Source organism: Amycolatopsis taiwanensis DSM 45107 (assembly GCF_000519205.1).
GTDB classification, from domain to species: Bacteria; Actinomycetota; Actinomycetes; order Mycobacteriales; family Pseudonocardiaceae; genus Amycolatopsis_E; species Amycolatopsis_E taiwanensis.
Genome location: NZ_JAFB01000034.1, coordinates 64,461 through 81,009, shown reverse-complemented (window position 1 = coordinate 81,009; position 16,549 = coordinate 64,461). Strand labels below are relative to the sequence as shown.

General features: G+C 69.1%; 19 protein-coding genes. 15 read left to right on the top strand and 4 right to left on the bottom strand.

Features of this window, described 5'->3' with window-relative positions; translation table 11 throughout:
- Positions 1–40: 40 nt before the first annotated feature.
- The 4 genes from A3CU_RS0125760 to A3CU_RS46605 are packed head-to-tail and all read left to right on the top strand — an operon-like array spanning position 41 to position 2,661.
- Positions 41–1,576, top strand: coding sequence for a phage tail sheath family protein (locus A3CU_RS0125760; protein ID WP_027944738.1), 1,536 nt, complete (start codon positions 41–43; stop codon positions 1,574–1,576).
- A gap of 47 nt (positions 1,577–1,623) precedes the next feature.
- Positions 1,624–2,067, top strand: coding sequence for a phage tail protein (locus A3CU_RS0125755; protein ID WP_027944737.1), 444 nt, complete (start codon positions 1,624–1,626; stop codon positions 2,065–2,067).
- A 1-nt stretch (position 2,068) separates the two neighbouring features.
- Positions 2,069–2,506 (top strand): hypothetical protein, encoded by a 438-nt coding sequence (locus A3CU_RS0125750; RefSeq protein ID WP_027944736.1) that lies wholly within the window; start codon positions 2,069–2,071, stop codon positions 2,504–2,506.
- Positions 2,500–2,661 (top strand): DUF6760 family protein, encoded by a 162-nt coding sequence (locus A3CU_RS46605; RefSeq protein WP_425388281.1) that lies wholly within the window; start codon positions 2,500–2,502, stop codon positions 2,659–2,661. Before A3CU_RS0125750 ends, A3CU_RS46605 begins: the two co-directional genes overlap by 7 nt.
- Before the next feature lie 516 nt (positions 2,662–3,177).
- Here A3CU_RS46605 and A3CU_RS0125740 read toward each other — a convergent pair.
- Positions 3,178–3,501 (bottom strand): hypothetical protein, encoded by a 324-nt coding sequence (locus tag A3CU_RS0125740; protein ID WP_027944735.1) that lies wholly within the window; start codon positions 3,499–3,501, stop codon positions 3,178–3,180.
- Positions 3,502–3,931: 430 nt separating this feature from the next.
- Here A3CU_RS0125740 and A3CU_RS52700 point away from each other — a divergent pair, with 430 nt between their 5' ends.
- The 10 genes from A3CU_RS52700 (at position 3,932) to A3CU_RS0125685 (ending at position 12,866) form a co-directional block, all read left to right on the top strand.
- Positions 3,932–4,612: a hypothetical protein gene (locus tag A3CU_RS52700; RefSeq protein ID WP_156960545.1), complete on the top strand. Its 681-nt coding sequence runs from the start codon at positions 3,932–3,934 to the stop codon at positions 4,610–4,612.
- A gap of 28 nt (positions 4,613–4,640) precedes the next feature.
- Positions 4,641–5,078 carry a phage tail protein gene (locus A3CU_RS0125725; protein WP_027944733.1) on the top strand — a complete coding sequence of 146 codons (438 nt, stop codon included), beginning with the start codon at positions 4,641–4,643 and terminating at the stop codon, positions 5,076–5,078.
- A gap of 7 nt (positions 5,079–5,085) precedes the next feature.
- On the top strand, positions 5,086–5,859 hold the full coding sequence (locus tag A3CU_RS0125720; protein ID WP_027944732.1) for a CIS tube protein: 774 nt from the start codon (positions 5,086–5,088) through the stop codon (positions 5,857–5,859).
- A 1-nt stretch (position 5,860) separates the two neighbouring features.
- Positions 5,861–7,696: a VgrG-related protein gene (locus tag A3CU_RS0125715; protein WP_027944731.1), complete on the top strand. Its 1,836-nt coding sequence runs from the start codon at positions 5,861–5,863 to the stop codon at positions 7,694–7,696.
- Between the two features lie 17 nt (positions 7,697–7,713).
- Positions 7,714–7,995 carry a PAAR domain-containing protein gene (locus tag A3CU_RS0125710; RefSeq protein WP_027944730.1) on the top strand — a complete coding sequence of 94 codons (282 nt, stop codon included), beginning with the start codon at positions 7,714–7,716 and terminating at the stop codon, positions 7,993–7,995.
- Between the two features lie 2 nt (positions 7,996–7,997).
- Complete coding sequence (locus A3CU_RS0125705) at positions 7,998–8,480, top strand: GPW/gp25 family protein (RefSeq protein ID WP_245617337.1); 483 nt, start codon at positions 7,998–8,000, stop codon at positions 8,478–8,480.
- Positions 8,480–10,435: a putative baseplate assembly protein gene (locus A3CU_RS0125700; RefSeq protein ID WP_027944728.1), complete on the top strand. Its 1,956-nt coding sequence runs from the start codon at positions 8,480–8,482 to the stop codon at positions 10,433–10,435. The genes A3CU_RS0125705 and A3CU_RS0125700 overlap by 1 nt, the downstream gene beginning before the upstream one ends.
- Positions 10,425–11,027: a phage tail protein gene (locus tag A3CU_RS0125695; RefSeq protein ID WP_084143748.1), complete on the top strand. Its 603-nt coding sequence runs from the start codon at positions 10,425–10,427 to the stop codon at positions 11,025–11,027. The genes A3CU_RS0125700 and A3CU_RS0125695 overlap by 11 nt, the downstream gene beginning before the upstream one ends.
- A 9-nt stretch (positions 11,028–11,036) precedes the next feature.
- Complete coding sequence (locus tag A3CU_RS51390) at positions 11,037–12,086, top strand: NADase-type glycan-binding domain-containing protein (protein ID WP_052372161.1); 1,050 nt, start codon at positions 11,037–11,039, stop codon at positions 12,084–12,086.
- A 126-nt stretch (positions 12,087–12,212) separates the two neighbouring features.
- The gene (locus A3CU_RS0125685) at positions 12,213–12,866 is read left to right on the top strand and encodes a COG1470 family protein (RefSeq protein WP_156960544.1); all 654 of its coding nucleotides are present in this window, start codon (positions 12,213–12,215) and stop codon (positions 12,864–12,866) included.
- Positions 12,867–12,884: 18 nt separating this feature from the next.
- On the opposite strand, the gene A3CU_RS0125680 is transcribed toward A3CU_RS0125685, so the two are convergent.
- Both A3CU_RS0125680 and A3CU_RS0125675 read right to left on the bottom strand, forming a co-directional pair.
- Positions 12,885–13,481, bottom strand: coding sequence for a helix-turn-helix transcriptional regulator (locus A3CU_RS0125680; protein ID WP_027944724.1), 597 nt, complete (start codon positions 13,479–13,481; stop codon positions 12,885–12,887).
- A 268-nt stretch (positions 13,482–13,749) separates the two neighbouring features.
- Positions 13,750–15,015 (bottom strand): hypothetical protein, encoded by a 1,266-nt coding sequence (locus A3CU_RS0125675; RefSeq protein ID WP_156960543.1) that lies wholly within the window; start codon positions 15,013–15,015, stop codon positions 13,750–13,752.
- 481 nt (positions 15,016–15,496) lie between these two features.
- On the opposite strand from A3CU_RS0125675, the gene A3CU_RS46595 reads away from it, so the two are divergent.
- Positions 15,497–16,219 carry an IclR family transcriptional regulator gene (locus A3CU_RS46595; RefSeq protein WP_052372159.1) on the top strand — a complete coding sequence of 241 codons (723 nt, stop codon included), beginning with the start codon at positions 15,497–15,499 and terminating at the stop codon, positions 16,217–16,219.
- Here A3CU_RS46595 and A3CU_RS0125665 read toward each other — a convergent pair.
- Positions 16,213–16,548: a hypothetical protein gene (locus A3CU_RS0125665; RefSeq protein WP_027944722.1), complete on the bottom strand. Its 336-nt coding sequence runs from the start codon at positions 16,546–16,548 to the stop codon at positions 16,213–16,215. The genes A3CU_RS46595 and A3CU_RS0125665 overlap by 7 nt on opposite strands.
- Position 16,549 lies beyond the last annotated feature (1 nt).

Sequence of the window (16,549 nt, the reverse complement as noted above, 5' to 3'; positions counted from 1 at the left end):
CCGAGCCCAGCAACCTCACCGGTCAACCCAAGGAGGATGGATGGCCACGTATCTCTCCCCCGGCGTCTACGTCGAGGAGGTGGAGGCCGGGTCGCGCCCGATCGAGGGGGTGGGCACGGCAGTCGCCGCGTTCATCGGCTTCGCCGAGCGGGGACCGTGCCATGAACCCACGCTGGTCACCAACTGGAGCCAGTTCACCCGCCAGTTCGGGGAATTCGTCGAGGGCGCCTACCTGGCGCATGCGGTGTACGGCTACTTCGCCAACGGCGGTGGCGCGGCCTACGTGGTCCGGGTGGGCGCAGCGGCGGCCGGGAGTTCGCCGGAGGCCGAGCCTGCGGCTGCGGCGACCATCGGCGGTTACCGGCTGGCCGCACTGAGCGCGGCCCCCGACGCGCCCGAGATCACCGTCGAGGTTACCGCCAGCCCGGCCACCGAAGGCGAACGGTCCACAGAGGACACCTTCACCGTGGTGGTCAAGCGGGGCGGCAAGGTGGAGGAGACCTTCGAGCAGGTCGGCACCAAACGCGGGCGGACCAACCTGGCCACCGTGATCAAGGAACGGTCCAAGCTGATCACGGTGGAAGAGGTCAGCGGCGGGCGTGCGCTGCGGGCGGGGTCGGTGACCCTCGCGCCCGCCGTGCCGGAACCGGCCTCGGCCCCGGCGCGGGTCACCGCCAAGGAGTATGTCGGGGATGTCGCCGACCGCACCGGATTTTCCGGGCTGGAGACGGTGGACGAGGTCACCATGGTGGCCGTACCGGACCTGATGAGCGCCTACCAGCGGGGTGCGATCGATCTGGACGGGGTGCACGCGGTGCAGCAGGCCGTGATCAGCCATTGCGAGCTGATGGGTGACCGGATGGCCATTCTGGACCCGCCGCCGGGCCTGGGCCCCCAGCAGGTCAAGGAATGGCTGGTGGAGCAGGCGCGGTACGACTCCCGCTACACGGCCTTGTACTGGCCGTGGATCACCGCCTTCGATCCCGCCTCGGGCAAGAACGTTTCGCTGCCGCCCAGCGGGCATATGGCCGGAGTCTGGGCCCGCAGCGACGAATCCCGCGGGGTGCACAAGGCACCGGCCAACGAGGTGGTACGCGGGGCGCTCGGTCTGGCCAGCCAGCTGACCAAGCCGGAACACGATCTGCTCAACCCGCTGGGCATCAACTGCATCCGGAGCTTCCCGGGCCGCGGGATCAGGGTCTGGGGGGCCCGAACCCTGTCCTCCGACGCGGAATGGCGCTACCTCAACGTGCGCCGGCTGTTCAACTACCTCGAAGAGTCCATTCTGAACGGCACCCAGTGGGTGGTCTTCGAACCCAATGACGATGCCCTGTGGGCCCGGATCCGGCGCACCATCAGCGCCTTCCTGGTCAACGAATGGCGCAAGGGCGCGCTGTTCGGGCTGACCCCGGATGAGGCGTTCTACGTCCGCTGTGACCGGGAGACCAACCCGGCGGAGAGCATTGACGCGGGACAGGTGGTCTGCGAGATCGGGGTCGCCCCGGTGAAACCGGCCGAGTTCGTCATCTTCCGGCTGGCCCAGCTGGCCAGCGGCACCAGCCTGGTCAACGAGTGATCTCCGAATAACGGCGCAGCGACGGAAGCGAAAGGACGGTAAGGGGAATGGCCCTTCCCGATATGGACACCTCGGTCGGCCACTCCTTCGGGCTGGAGGTGGATGGTATCCAGATCAAGCAGATCTCCGAGGTCTCCGGCTTGAAGATGGAGCAGGACGTCATCGAGCTGAAGCAGAACACCGCGGACGGCAAGTACGTGATCAAGAAGTTGCCCGGCAGGCCCAAGGCCGGTGAGGTCACCTTCACCCGCGGCCTCACTTCCGACAACAGCTTCGAAAAATGGATCAAGGACTGCCATTTCGGGAAGATGAGCGATGCCCGCAAGGGTGGCGCCGTGATCGTCTACGACTTCGAGGGTAATCCCATCAAGCGCTACAAGCTGACCAACGCCTGGGCCAAGAGCCTGGAAATCAGCACCCTGAAGGCCGGCGACACCAGCGTGCTCACCGAGAAGCTCGTGGTCACCTACGAACAGATGGAAGCGGAGTGACATGCGCCGCACGGTCAGCAGTGCGGCACCGGCCCCGCCGCCGGCACCGGCGGCCGAAGAGCCGGAACCATTGCGCACCACATTCTCGTTCCGGCTGCCCCGCGGCTACCTCGCCGAGGACGGCACCCTGCACCGGGACGGGGTGATGCGGCTGGCCACGGCGCGAGACGAGTTGGTCCCGTTACGCGACGACCGGGTCCGGGAGAACCCGGCCTACCTGACCGTGGTCCTGCTGGGCAGGGTGATCACCAGACTCGGCGAGATCACCGATGTGCATGCGGAGGTGATCGAGAACATGTTCGCCTCGGACCTGGCCTTCCTGCAGGAGCTTTACCGCACCGTCAACAGCGAGGGCCATACCAGGGTCTCGGCGGCCTGCCCGGAATGCCGGCACGAGTTCCTGGTCGAGCTGGCCGGTGGTCGCCTGGGGGAATCCTGACCTACCCGTCCGACCGGTTGTACCGGGAGGTCGGGTACCTGGCCTACCACCTGCATTGGTCCCTCGACGATCTGCTCGATCTGGAGCACCCGGAACGGCTGCGGTTCGTCGACGAGGTCGTCAGGATCAATACCCGGCGCGAGCAAGGAGTGTGAACGGATGCGGCCTTGGAGCCGGTGGTGGCGCGGTGACACCGCGGAAACCGCTGCGGCAGGCGAACCGGAGCGGCCACCGGTTACGGCGCCCCGGCGGGACTGGGCGGCCCTGCCCGCGATCCATCCGGTGGCCACCCTGGATCCCAGAATCAACCCGGCCGCGAAGTTCACCGCGATCCTGTCCTCCTGGCAGGATCCGCGGTTCCTCGCTCCGCTGGGCCACGCCTTCGGCCCCGGTGCGCCCGCCGGGCTGGTGGTCGGTGGGGCGCCCGCGCCTGCTCCGAACGCGCAGACACAGCGCTCGGCCGCGGCCGGACCCGGCCCGCACTCGCCGCACCCCTCGGCCCCGGCACGCCGGCCGGGCTGGCAAACAGTGCTTCGCCGGCTGCGGCCGGCCGCACCGGAAACTGCGGCGACCACAGCCTTACCGTCCCGAATGGACAGTTCGCAGCGGACGGTGGACACGGTCGTACCGCGCACCACGCCCGTATCCACGCCTTTCGGGGAAGCACCGGATCACCCGCGGCTACCGGCCGCCATCCGGAAAGCGGCCGGTACCTCGGCGGCAGGGCCGGCACCGGAGTTGGCGGTCCCCGCGGCACCGCGCCAGACCCGGCCGGCCGTTCCGGCCGAGCACCTCCCGAAGCCGACTCCGGAGGAGATCTCGACCGGCGCGCCACCGGGCACCGCCGCCTCCACGCGGGCCGAGGTGACCGGGCACCCGGTGGCGAGCACCCCCCGGAACAAGACCGTGGCCAGCGCACCGGTGGACGGCGCGAGTCCGGCCCCCTCGCCCGCGCCTCTGCCGCGCCCCGGAGCATCGTCGGACCTCCCGCTCATCCGCTCGGCGCCTGCCCTACCATCGCTGCAACGGCAGGCCGGGCACACACCACCGCTCGCTCCCGGCGCGCCCCACGTTCTCGGCGTTCTTCCCCTGCCTGGTCCGGCACGCGGCTCTGAACACCAGCCGCCGCGAGTTCCCGCCGAACGGTCAGGTACAGCGCCGCCTTCGTTGGTGCCATCACCGCCGGAGCCACTGCCCGTCGGCGGCCTCGGTGCGCCATTGCCTCCCACCGGCCGCGTCTGGAAAGCCGCCTTCCCAACAACGACGCCGTCACCACCAAGTCCACAGTGGAAGACCAACTCGGCCGTGCATCGCCCCGGGCTGGGCGCGCCACTGCCCGCCGCCCCGCAATCGCGTGGCACACCAGAACCGCCCGCAACCAGTGCCTCCCAGCGACCCGGCCGGGCAACCGAACGACACCTCCAGGTGACCGAGCCCACCACAGTGGACCTCCCGCCCGCGTCCCTGCCGCCACGCCTGCTCACCGTCAGCCGGGTAACCACCCCAGCCCGGCCGGAACCATCCGGGGGCTGGCACGACGGGGGCACGACCCCGCCCGGGCACACCGGGCTGCTCCCCGGCCACGGGCTGACCCCGGCCCTCCTGCCCACCGGAGCGCATCCCCCAGCCGCTGCCACGGTCTTGCCCGACGTTTTCGGAGACAACGGCCTGCAGTCGGCGAATCCCCCGGGCCCCGCCGGAACATTCCGCCTGGGCCCGTTCACCCGACCAGCGAGCCCGACCGGTCCGGAGATTCCCTTTCCGCGACACCGGACGTTACCGAACCGCACCCGGCCCCCGGCACTTCCGGTGGCCCCCATGGAATCGTCGCCCACAACCTCCATTGTGGACGAGCCGAACGAGCCGGTGGCGCAGCGGGCCATCGAAACCGCCGAGCCCACCAAGGTGAGTGAGCCAGCGGTGAGCGTGCATCCCGTAAGCGGTAGCGCGACGGCGAATACCGTCGCGCCCGCGGCCCCGCAGGCCAGTCACACCGATCCGGAGGAACTGCTGAAAACCCTCTACGACCCGCTGCTACGGCGACTGCGCACCGAACTGCGACTGGACCGGGAACGCCGCGGCGCCCTGTCCGACCTTCCCCGCTGATCACCCGTACTCACCTACAGGAGGCCCCATGCCGGAGGACGATATCGCCGTCGGAGTCTGCTTCGTGGTGTCCATCGACGATGTGAACCTCGGCGCCTTCAACAGCTGCGAGGGGCTCGGCGCGGAGATCGAGATCGAGCAGCGCAGGGAGGGCGGGAACAACACCATGATCTGGCACCTGCCGACCAGGGTGAAGTACTCCAACGTCAAGCTGACCCGGCCGATCCGCGCCGAGAGCGCGAAGCTGATGCAGTGGTTCATCGCTTCGGTGGGCGGGCACAAGCAATGCACCGCGACCATCGAGGCCCGCACCCTGCACGGGGACAAGGTGGCCAGTTGGGGGCTGCTCGACGTGATCCCCGTACGTTGGACCGGGCCTTCCCTCGGCCCGGACAACCTCAAACCCGCCATGGAAACACTGGAGCTGGCCCATCACGGGTTCTTCGGACCAGGTACCGGGAGCTGACGCGGGCATGAACGCACCGATCACCTTCAGCGCCACCGGCGGTAGCGCCACGAGCGGCGGGCTTCCGGCCCGGCTGGAACGGGCCTACTTCGAGTTGCGAGAGCCACCCGCGCATGGTTCGGCCGCTCCCGGGCCGCCCCGTGGCCGGATCGACTTCCAGTTCAACCCCACCGAACTGTCGCTCAGCAAGAAGGCCAAGTGGACGAAGGACACTCAGCCCAACAGCCGCAGCAGCGGGGTTCCGCATTACAAGGGCCCGGAACCCAGCACGCTCACGCTGGAGATGTTCTTGGACGCCACCGCCACCGCCGATGACCGCGTCGTCCGAACCGTGGACCGGCTGTTCACCTGTTGCGTGCCCACGGACAAGACCAGGAGCAAGGGCAGCGGTTCCCCGCCCTGGGTGGTCTTCCACTGGGGCGGACTGACCGGTTTCACCGCCTACATCTGCAGTGTGGCCGCCAAGTTCACCCTGTTCACCCCCAGTGGAACCCCGATTCGCGCGGTGTGCACGGTGACGCTGGAGGAGATCTCCGGGGAGACCGCCCGGCAGAACCCCACCTCGGGTGGGCGCACCGCTCGGGAGGGTCACCGGCTGGTAGCCGGGGACACTCTCGCGTCGATCGCCCAGCAGGCCTACGGCAACCCCGCCGCGTGGCGGGAGATCGCCGAGGCGAACGGGATCGACAATCCGTTCCGGCTTCGGCCGGGAACCACCTTGCTGCTGCCCGCCCCCGAGGAACTGACGAGCCCGCAGATATCCATAATGGACGGCGGCTGAGATGGCCAACGAGTCCTACTCCGGTTCCCTGCTGGTCGAGGTGTCCGGCGCGGCGCTGCCGATGGAGATCGCGACCAAACTGACGCATGCCTTCGTGGACGGCAGCCGCAACCTGCCGGACATGTTCGTACTACGTTTTTCTGATCCAGAAAGGATCGTGCTGGCCAAGACCGGGATCGAGATCGGCAGCCCGGTACGGATCTCGGCCCGTTCCAGCGATCCCGGCGGCCCGGTTCTGCTGCTGTCGGGGGAAGTGACCGCGCTGAGCACGGAACTGGACGCCACCGGCGGGGTCACCGAGGTGCGCGGCTACGACCATGCGCACCGGCTGTTCCGGGGCAGGCGAGTAGCCGCCTACACCGACACCGATCTGGTCAGCGTGGTCAAACGGGTGGCCCAGCGGGCGCAACTGGAGGCGGGCACCATCGAATCGGTGCCCGGACTCGGCGGCCGCCCCGATGCCCAGATCACCCAGGACAACATCAGCGACTGGGAATTCCTGCGCAGGCTGGCCGATTCGGTGGGTGCCGAAGTCACCGTGGAGGACAAGGCGCTGAACTTCCGCATACCCCAGCCCCCGAAAGGTGCCCCGGCCACCACCGCCAAGGCCAGCACCGATCCACTGGTGCTGGAGGCGGGCCGCAACCTGATCGCACTGCGGGCCGGGGTCACCTCCACCGAACAGGTCCCCGCGGTCTGGGTTCGCTCCTGGGATGCCGAACGGAAACAGGCGCTGTCCGCCAAGGCCACCCCGAGCACCCCGGGCACCGAGGCACCCGGGGTCGACCCGGCACGGCTGGGCAGCCTGTTCTCTGCCCCACCTCTGTCCTCAGTAGACCGTCCTTATCGGACGGCAGCGAAGGTGAAGGCGGCTGCGGACGCACTGGCGGCCGGCATCGGCGGCTGCTGTGCCGAGGTCGAGGGGGTGGCCAGGGGCAATCCCAGGCTGCGCGCCGGGACGGCGGTGGCTCTGGTCAACGTGGGTTCACCGTTCGAAGGGCGCTATACCCTCACCGCCGCTCGCCACCAGTTCGACACCGTGGCCGGCTACACCACCTCCTTCACCGTCTCCAGCCGCCAGGAGCGCTCCCTGTACGGGCTGGTCTCCCCCGGCGGCGCCCGCCCCACCGGACCCAACGGGCTGGTTCCGGCGGTGGTCAGCGATGTGCGGGACCCGCACCACCTTGGCCGCGTCCGGGTGACCTTTCCGTGGCTGGCCGAGGACTACACCTCCGGCTGGGCCCGGACGCTGCAGCCGGGTGCGGGCTCCGGCCGCGGTGCACTGGTGCTGCCCGAGGTGGGCGATGAGGTTCTGGTCGGTTTCGAGCATGGCGACATCGACGCCCCGTATGTGCTGGGTGGCCTGTACAACGGCAGCGACAAACCCCCGCAGGCGACGTTCGATCTGGTGGATGGCAACTCTGGCCAGATCAACGGCCGTGCCTTTGTCACCAGGACCGGGCACCGGCTGGAGTTCGCCGAAACCGCAGGCGGCCCGGAGGGCGTCCGCCTGGTCACCGGGGACGGAAAGTACCTGCTGCATCTGGACCGTACCGGAACGAAGATCGTGCTCGATTCCGACGGCAGTGTCGTGATCAGCGGCTCCACGGGAGTCACCATCGACGCGGGCAGCGAGGAATTGAAACTCACCGGGCGATCGGTGAGCCTCCAGGCACGGCAGGAGATCACCGTGTCCGCCGGTACCTCGCTGAAGCTCAGCGGCACCGGCGAGGCCAGGCTGGAAGCAGCCAAGGTCACCGTGAACGGGACCGCCAGCAGCCGGCTCACCTCGAGCGGAGAGGCCGTGGTACGCGGCACCATCGTGCGGATCAACTAGGGCGGGGGAACGAGCGCATGCCGAACGCGGCCCGGGTGGGCGACCCGACCGGGCATCCAGGGGTGATCGGTCCCCCTGGGGTGCCCACCGTGCTCATCGGCGGGCAACCCGCCGCGGTGACCGGGACCAGTCATGTCTGTTCCTTCCCACCCCCTCCCCCGCATCCGCCGAGCACCATGATCGGGCCGGGCTGCCCGACCGTCCTGATCGGCGGGCGGCCCGCGATCCGGATCGGCGACATGTCCGCCTGCGGTGCCCCGGTGATCACCGGCTGCCCCACCGTCCTGATCGGAGGGTGAACATGAGCGACGGGATGCCGGTGCCCGCAAACGAACGCGGGTTACGCCGTGGCGGGGCGGCACACGCGGCCGGCGGGCCGCCGCCGGAGTTCGTCGGCGTGGGCTGGTCGTTTCCGGTGCGCACCGATGCCACCGGGCGGATCGCGCTGGTCGGCGGAGACCGGGAGATCGCCGAGAGCATCCGGCTGATCCTGGGCACGGCTCCAGGGGAAAGGCCGATGCGGCCGGATTTCGGTTGCGCGATCCACGATCTGATTTTCGCCCCGGCCGATCAGGCCACCGCCGGGCAGATCGCCTTCGAGGTGCGGCTGTCCCTGCAGCGATGGGAGCCACGGATCCTGCTGGAGGAGGTCCTGGTGAGCCTGGACGAGGCGCAGGAGGGACTGCTGCTCATCGACGTGCATTACCGGATCCGGGGCAGTAACGACCCGCGCAACCTGGTCTTCCCGTTCTACACGATTCCCGCGCACGATGGAGGTGCCTGATGGTGCTGCCCGCCCCGAATCTGGACGACCGCAGGTTCCAGGATCTGGTCGACGACGCCAAACGGTACATCCAACAGAACTGTCCTGAATGGACCGATCACAACGTGTCCGATCCCGGCGTGACCCTGATCGAGGCCTTCGCCTACCTGATGGATCAGTTGCTGTACCGGTTCAACCGGGTACCAGAGCGCCATTACCTGCGGTTCCTCGATCTGATCGGGGTACGTCTCGTGCCGCCCGTGGCGGCCAGGTCCGAGGTGACCTTCTGGCTGTCGGCGCCCCGCCCGGAACCGGTGGTGATCAAGGCCGGCACCGAGGTGGCCGGGGAGGTCTCCGAGGTGGACGAGCAGATCGTGTTCACCACGGACGAGGAGCTGTCCATCTCACCGGTGGAGCTGTCCCGGGTAGCCACCATCGCGGCCGGTGAGACCGAACCGGTGGACCGGTCCGTGGCATTGGCGGGTGCGGAAGCGGTGCGCTGCTTCGGCACCGCCCCCGCCGCGGGCGATCTGTTGTTGTTCGGGTTGTCCGAGGCGGCCCCGCGGGCCGCGGTGCTGTTGCGGCTGGACTGCGCGGTGGACGGGATCGGGGTGGACCCCACCGATCCCCCGCTGGTCTGGGAGGCATGGACCGCCGACGGCTGGCAGGCCTGCGAACTGGACCGGGACAGCACCGGCGGGTTCAACCGCCCCGGGGATGTGGTGCTGCACCTGCCGCCGGGGCACACCACCTCGGTGCTGGCCCGGCGCCGCGCCGGCTGGCTGCGCTGCCGGCTGGTGGAACCCGCGCCGGGACAGCCCTTCTACCGGGAGTCGCCCCAGCTGAGTTCGGCCACCGCGGCCACCATCGGCGGCACCGTGGGTGCCCGGCACGCCGAACCGGTGACCGACAGCGAACTGGGGATCTCCGACGGGACTCCCGGCCAGCGGTTCGCCCTGCCCCGCACCCCGGTTCTGGGTGAGGACGGGCCGCTGCGGGTGCTGGTCTCCGACGCACAGGGCTGGCAGGAATGGCAGGAGGTGGACAGCTTCGCCGAATCCACCGCCACCGACCGGCACCTCACCCTGGACCGGGTGGCCGGCGAGGTGTGCTTCGGCCCCGCGATCCGCCGTCCCGACGGCTCCATCCGCGGGCACGGCGCGATCCCGCCGCAGGGTGCGGTGATCACGGTGCCGCGCTACCGGATCGGCGGCGGCCGCCGGGGGAACGTCGGGGCCGGGGTGCTGAACCGGGCCCGTGATCCGATTCCCTTCGTGTACCGGGTCACCAACCGGCGTCCCGCCGCCGGCGGGGTGGACGGGGAGGCCGTGGCCGACGCCGCGGTGCGGGGACCGTTACTGCTGCGTACCCGGGACCGGGCCGTGACCCCCACCGATTACGAGTTTCTGGCCAGGGCGGCGGCCAGGGAACTGGCCAGGGTCCGCTGTGTCCCGGCCGAGCCGGATTCCAATGCGGTGCGGGTGCTGGTGATCCCGCATGCGGGTACCCATGCCGGTGGCCGGATTCTGTTCCCCGAACTGGATCCATCGACGGCGCTGCTTCAACGCGTCACCGGCTACCTGGACCAGCGGCGGCCGGTGGGCACCAGACTGATCGTGGAACCACCGTTCTACCAAGGGATCACTGTCGTCGCCACGCTGCAACCGACTGTGCGGGCCGACGCCGACGCGTTACGAGACGCGGCACTGGCCACACTTTATGAGTACCTGAGTCCGCTGGACGGTGGCCCGGAGGGCACCGGCTGGCCGTTCGGCCGCGCGGTACAGGCCGGCGAGCTGTATGCGGTGCTCCAGCGACTGTCTGGAGTGGACATGGTGACCCAACTGCGGTTGTTCCCCGCCGATCCGGTCACGGGGCGACGCGGCGAACCCACCGACCGGATCGGCCTGGCGCACAATGCGGTGACCTTCCCCTTCGAGCACCAGGTCAGGGTGGAGGTGCATCATGAGAGGTAGCGTAGCCGGCCTGCGGACGCCGGTGAGTATCGGCGAACTGCTGCCGGGACTGCTCCGGGATCCGTCGCTCGGGGACTTCCTGCCACGCTTCACCCGCGGTCTCGATCAGGTGCTGGCGCCGATATTATCCACAATGGACTGTTTCGATTCCTATCTCGATCCCATGCTGGCACCGGATGATTTCGTGGACTGGCTGGCCGGGTGGGTAGCGGTTGAGGTGGACCAGACCTGGCCGGCGTCGCGACGCCGGAGCGCGGTCGCGCAGGCGCTGGCGCGGCATCGGCTGCGTGGCACGGCCGCCGGGTTGGTGTCCCATGTGGAACTCATGACCGGGTACCGGGTGGAGCTGGCGGAAAGCGGCGGGGCCGCCTACGCCCGGCGACCCGGCGGCCCGCTGCCCGGTTCACCGACCCCACTGCTGGTGATCCGCGTCCGGACAGCGAACCCGGACCAGGTGGACCGGCGGCGGCTGGAGCGGGCGGTGGCCGAGGTCTGCCCGGCCCACCTGCCCTATCGCATCGAGCTGGTCCCGCCCATCCCGGGACCGGACACCGGGCAGGCAGGCGAGTACACAGATGGCCAGGCACGGTAAGGAGCGACGGTGAACGGCGACCAGCGCGTGATCTGCGCCCAATGCGGTGAGCACAACGCCGAGGGTGACACGTTCTGCGGGGGCTGTGGGGCGTTCCTGGAATGGGAGACCGCCCGCCCGACCCCGCTGGCCGAACCGGCCCCCGACGAATCGGCCCTCTCATCGCAAACGACCGAATCGCAGACGCCGAAATCCCCCGCGCAGCAACGACCGGCACCCGCCCCCGTGGCCGAGCCGTCCCCGCCGGCGGAGCCCGAGGTGCGGCTGCGCCGTCCGGGAAGCACCGCACCCCCACCGCGGCGGTCGACCACCCGCCCCGCCGAGCCCAACCCCGAGGACGGCAGTCTGGACTGCCCCCGCTGCCAGGCCGGTAACCGCCCCGAACGCACCTTCTGCCGGGCCTGCGGTGCCCGGCTGGCCACGCCGCCCGCCCCGGTGAAACAGCCGTGGTGGCACCGGTTGTTCTCCCGCCGCCCGGCCCCGGCCGGACATCGGAACCGGACCCGCCGCCGGATCCGGCTGGCGCCGCTGATCATGGCGATCCTGATATTGCTCGCGCTCGTGGCCGGTTTCCCGTTACGGGGCAAGGTCACCGAGGTAGTGGACGCGATCCGGGACCGGATCGGACAGCCCACACCGATCGTCGCGGCCGCCACCGCCTCCAGCGAGGCTCCCGGGCACGGTGCCGGGCTGGCCGTGGACGGGACCCGCAACACCTACTGGGCTCCGGCCGGAACCGGTGCGGCCGAAGGGGAATTCCTGGAGTTCTCCTTCTCCGGCCCGGTCCGGTTGACCTCGGTGCTGATCTCTCCCGGGGCAGGCGGCACTCAGCCGGAGTTCCGCGACCAGGCCCGGCCGAAGGGCATCCGGCTGTCCTGGACCACCGATTCGGGCACCGGGCAGCAAGAGACGGAACTGGCCGAGGGCCCGCAGCCACAGCAGATCGATCTGGGTGTCAGCGGGGTCCGCTCGCTGCGACTGACCCTACTGTCCGGATACGGAATCGCCGACGGCAAACGCATCGCCATCGGCGAGGTGGAGTTCTTCGGTCGTACCTAGCTCACCGTTGCCCGTTCGGGCAACGAGCGGGTCTGCTGGACGTGCCGGGGTTTTCCCAACCAGTTCCCCAACCGGTTCCTCAATGACGGCTCACCGCGAGCCGGCTGCGGGCCTAAGGTCATGGAGATGGTGGTACGGATCGAATTACCCCCGGAGCCGATCACGATCGAGCCGGGCGGCCGCAGATCCTGCGAGGTGATGGTGCACAACCTCGCCGCCCACCCGGACCGGTTCCTGCTGGAGGTGATCGGCTCGGCCGCGCACTGGACCGATATCGATCCACCCACCCTGACCCTGGGCGCGCGATCCTCCGGGCGCATCCGGCTGGTGTTCCACCCGCCCCGCGCCCCGCATGTCCGCGCCGGCACGATCCCGTTCGCACTGCTGGCCGGAGCCGCCGCAAGCGGCCGGACCGCGATGGCCGAAGGGCAGCTCTCCCTGGGCACCTTTTTCGATACCGAACTGGAGCTGCTGCCCCGGCGGATCGGCCGCAAACGGGCCTATTACCTGCTGCAGGTGCACAACCGCGGCAATGACGCCGTGCATCTGGAGCTACGAGGCCGGCCCCGGGGACAGCGCCTGCGCATCGATTGCACCCCGGCCGCGCTGGTTCTCTTCCCCGGGCAGGCCGAACAGGCCCGCATCGACGTCCGCCGCACCGCCGGTGACAGGGGAGATCGGCCCACCGAGTTCCAGGTGATCGCGCATCCGGCCGGTCAGGACCCGCGGATCCTGACCGAACGCCTGGCAAGCCGCCGCTGGTGGTCGCGGATCAGCTGACGGTCCCCGGTGCCGGGCTCAGATCAGCCCTTCCCTGACCGCATAGGCGACCGCCTGTGCCCGGTTCCGGACCTGCAGCCTGGTGGTGACATCGTGCAGGATGTTCTTCACGGTACGCTCGGAATAGCACAGGGTACTGGCGATCTCGCTGGTGGCCTTACCATCGGCGACCATCCGCAACACCGCCACCTCCCGCTTGCTCAACCCCGGGGTCAGCAGCGGCCCCAGCGCATCCCGTTGCAGGCGGCCGATCTGTTCCAGCAGCCGGCCGAGCAGATCCGGGGGCAAGGTGCCGTCCCCGGCCACGGCGGCGCGCACCGCGGTGATCAACCGCTCCGGCACCGCCTCCACGCGCCGCAGAACCCCGCAGCAGCCGGCCTCCACCGCCGTGAGCAGATCACGGGAGTCAATCTGAGTGGCCACCACGACCACCCGCGCCCCGCCCCGCCGTCCGGCCGCCCGGATCGCCTGCAGCGACTGGTCATCGATCCGGTCCACGACCACCAGTACCACGGCCGCGTCCACCGGTTCCTCTACCAGACCGACCTCCGGCCGGTAACGCAACTGGCTGGCGATTCCGGCCTGGGATATCGGATCGAAAGCCGTTACTGCCACCGTGATCCGCTGTTGAGGTTGTGCAAAGTTCACCGACCCACCCCCGTTGTTCTGCCCGACTGTCCACCTGGGATTCCGCTGGAACCACAGGGCATCCCGGTATCGCCACCATGCCGCCCTGTTGTGCGTCGCCCTCCCGGCGTCAGTATGAGTGGTGGCCGCCCGGCGAGGAAGGTGTCGGTCCGATGACCGGACCGGAGGCAAACTCTCGCTTGCCCAAGACGCGCCGCGGTGCGACCGTCCGGAGTGGAATCGCACGGGCCGGGGGTCAGATCGGGCCCAGGCCGGCACCGCCGTAGAAGGCCATCCAGACAGTGGTGATGTTCGCCGCTACCCACCCGGGCAGGTCAACCGGGCGTCGACCGAACCACGACAACGGGTTCCAGGTCCGCTCCTCGAGTTCGATCTCCGTCCCGGTCGCCTTCTCGAGCATTTCCCGGTGCCTCATGATGACCGTTTCGACGTCTCGCGTCATCGGCGGCTGATTGCCGACACGGGTCGAGTACAGGTACTCGAAGACTGCACGCCCGCCCTCCATCGTCAGGTAGGTCTTCGGGTCGAGCTCGGGAGGGGTCGGCTGCGGACGCCAGCCGCCCGGCACCGGCACCCAGTTGATCATCTGCGCCATCCGGTCACGATTGATCTTGTCGGCGATGCCCTCGACCTTGCGCAGAATTTCGCAGCAGCGCTTGGTGAGCGGGACCAGGTAGTCGGTCCAATAGGTGCCGAACAGCGGAACCGCATTGATGAGCGGCTTGCCCACCAGGCCGGCGAGATCCACGCCGGCCTCGATCGCATCCGCGCCGCCCAGCAAACTGTCGTCCCCACTGAGCCGGCTCGACAGCAGCAACAGGTTCCGTCCGATGTCCTTGATCGTGATGAGCTCCTCGATGAGGCCACCGAACTTCTCGAGTTTCTCGGAGATGTGGAATATTTTCCTTGCCTGGTCGATGTCGGTCATCAGCCACATCGCCTTGTCGGCCACCCACTTCGCCTTGTCGCTGATCCCCTTGGTGCGCTCGAGGTATTCCTTGGCCGTCGCCAGCTTGTCCTCGTCCGGCCTGACGAACAACGCATGCAGGACCTCCCCGATCGCGTCATTGATCTCTCCGACGTCCGGCGGGTTGAGCAGTCCGCTCAGACCAGCCTTGACGGCGGCGACCACGGCGCTGCGCGCATTGTTCAGAAAACCGTCGAAGGCCATTGAAATGCCGTTCAACTGCTCGGCCTCATGCGTGGTCAGCGCGCCCTCACCGATCAGTTGCGCCCGTTGCCTTGCCAGCGCATCGTGAATGACCTTCGTTTGCTGTGCCACCGTGCCGATCTCGGTGCCCCGGTAAGCTTCCACCTCTTTGAGCAGCTCGCCCAGTGCCACACGAGCGGCGCCCTTGTCGGCAATGGCACCGAAGTCTTCCGGGGCATTCCAGGTACCCGAACCATCGGCTCGCTGGACGATTGGCCGCGGAGCCACGGGCCCGCGGGTGCTGGTCCCCCAAGACTCCGATGCTCGGTTCCCCTCCGCGAGCCGACCCACGACCGCGTTGCCGACCGACCGTTGCAGTCCGAGCAAACCGCGCACACCGAGCACGGACGGGCGGCCGGCGACGGCCGCATCGCCCACCACGTCATCGCGGCGTCGGTCGGCGCGCTCCTGTTTCGGCTGTAGTCGTTTCGTAAGATCAGCGTCGAAGCCCAATTCGCTCATCGCCCACCCCTAATGCTTCTGCGCCGACTGTGCCGCACTCCGGAACCGGGTACAAGCACCCCATCCACGCCCTTAGGACAGCATCGATTGCCCCAAAGGGCACTCAGCTTTGGGTGTGGGGAGCGCTGCGGTCGTACCCGCGATGCCGGGGTCAACGCCGAACGACGCTCGCACGACCACTTCTCGACCGTTCGGTTAGGCCGTTAGAGTGTGCCTGCTCCGCTGAACGAATGAAAACCCCGCATGATCCGGTAACGCGCTGCCGCGTTTGCCGGATATGAGAGCAATCCAGCGGACATCACGGGGCCAGATGAGCATCGTCGACACGAGTCAGAAGCAGCGAGGCCGGGGGGTGCTCGAAGGCGCCTTCCAGGTGCTCAACGCGCTATCCCGGTTCCCGGACGGCGCGGGTTTGTCCCAGTTGTCGCGCGCCTGCGAGTTGCCGAAGGCGACCACCTTCCGGTTACTGGCGCAGTTGGTCGAACTCGGCGCTGTGCAGCGGCACGGCACCGAGTACAGCGTCGGCCACCTGATGGCGCGGCTCGGCGAGAACTGGCAGCCTCACCCACGGCTGCGGCGGGCCTCGCGCGGGCCGATCCGTACGCTTGCCCGACTGAGCACTGCGGCGATCGCGGTGACCATCCTCGACGGTGACCGGGTGCGGGTCGTCGGCGCCACCCGTGGCACACCCGGCGAACTGCCTCATGTAATGGCCGACAGCGCGTCGGTCAGCCGCACCGCCGCCGGTCAGGTGCTTCTCGCATCGCAGCCTCGCCGGGAACGGCCGGAGGCATACACGGCCACCGAATGGCGCCGGCTGCGCAACAGGCTCCGACAGGACGACGCCGTGGTCGTGGAGTATGAGGACGTCCTGCCAGGCATCTGCTGCGTCGCGGCGCCCGCGCCGCTGCCGGACGGGCAGGGTGTGGCCTCGGTCAGCGCACTGGTAATCGGCAGCACCGTACCATCGGCGCTGCCCGGCCTCGTGCTCCGCGCGGCCGGGGAGATCAGCCGCGGCCTCGCGGTTCACTGACGTCGCAGACGATGCCCTCCCAGCTTGGGGTACCGCCGCCGCAACTCGGCGGTCAACTCGTCGACCTGATCGACGACGAGTTGACCGGAGGGTGCGATCGCCGCCTCGGCACGGACCTGCGAAGCAGCGGTCCACACAGCACGGATGACCTCCAGCCGTTGCGCGTCATTGACTCGCTCCGGCCACAACGCACCGACCGCGATGGCGCTCGCCAGCACCTCGCGGGCGGCCTCCGTGGCGACCAGCCCGCCGGCCTGCTCCATGATCCGGTCGAACGTGGCACTCTTGAGGAATACTTCGCCATTGTCGAAGGCTACGATCGACGACATC

What these genes read in the sequence shown, in the direction of transcription:
- A3CU_RS0125760 (WP_027944738.1), top strand. Translation starts at nt 41, where the DNA reads ATGGCCACGTATCTCTCCCCCGGCGTCTACGTCGAGGAGGTGGAGGCC.
- A3CU_RS0125755 (WP_027944737.1), top strand. Translation starts at nt 1,624, where the DNA reads ATGGCCCTTCCCGATATGGACACCTCGGTCGGCCACTCCTTCGGGCTG.
- A3CU_RS0125750 (WP_027944736.1), top strand. Translation starts at nt 2,069, where the DNA reads ATGCGCCGCACGGTCAGCAGTGCGGCACCGGCCCCGCCGCCGGCACCG.
- A3CU_RS0125740 (WP_027944735.1), bottom strand. Translation starts at nt 3,501, where the DNA reads ATGAGCGGGAGGTCCGACGATGCTCCGGGGCGCGGCAGAGGCGCGGGC.
- A3CU_RS0125725 (WP_027944733.1), top strand. Translation starts at nt 4,641, where the DNA reads ATGCCGGAGGACGATATCGCCGTCGGAGTCTGCTTCGTGGTGTCCATC.
- A3CU_RS0125720 (WP_027944732.1), top strand. Translation starts at nt 5,086, where the DNA reads ATGAACGCACCGATCACCTTCAGCGCCACCGGCGGTAGCGCCACGAGC.
- A3CU_RS0125715 (WP_027944731.1), top strand. Translation starts at nt 5,861, where the DNA reads ATGGCCAACGAGTCCTACTCCGGTTCCCTGCTGGTCGAGGTGTCCGGC.
- A3CU_RS0125710 (WP_027944730.1), top strand. Translation starts at nt 7,714, where the DNA reads ATGCCGAACGCGGCCCGGGTGGGCGACCCGACCGGGCATCCAGGGGTG.
- A3CU_RS0125705 (WP_245617337.1), top strand. Translation starts at nt 7,998, where the DNA reads ATGAGCGACGGGATGCCGGTGCCCGCAAACGAACGCGGGTTACGCCGT.
- A3CU_RS0125700 (WP_027944728.1), top strand. Translation starts at nt 8,480, where the DNA reads ATGGTGCTGCCCGCCCCGAATCTGGACGACCGCAGGTTCCAGGATCTG.
- A3CU_RS0125695 (WP_084143748.1), top strand. Translation starts at nt 10,425, where the DNA reads ATGAGAGGTAGCGTAGCCGGCCTGCGGACGCCGGTGAGTATCGGCGAA.
- A3CU_RS0125685 (WP_156960544.1), top strand. Translation starts at nt 12,213, where the DNA reads ATGGTGGTACGGATCGAATTACCCCCGGAGCCGATCACGATCGAGCCG.
- A3CU_RS46595 (WP_052372159.1), top strand. Translation starts at nt 15,497, where the DNA reads ATGAGCATCGTCGACACGAGTCAGAAGCAGCGAGGCCGGGGGGTGCTC.
- A3CU_RS0125665 (WP_027944722.1), bottom strand. Translation starts at nt 16,548, where the DNA reads ATGTCGTCGATCGTAGCCTTCGACAATGGCGAAGTATTCCTCAAGAGT.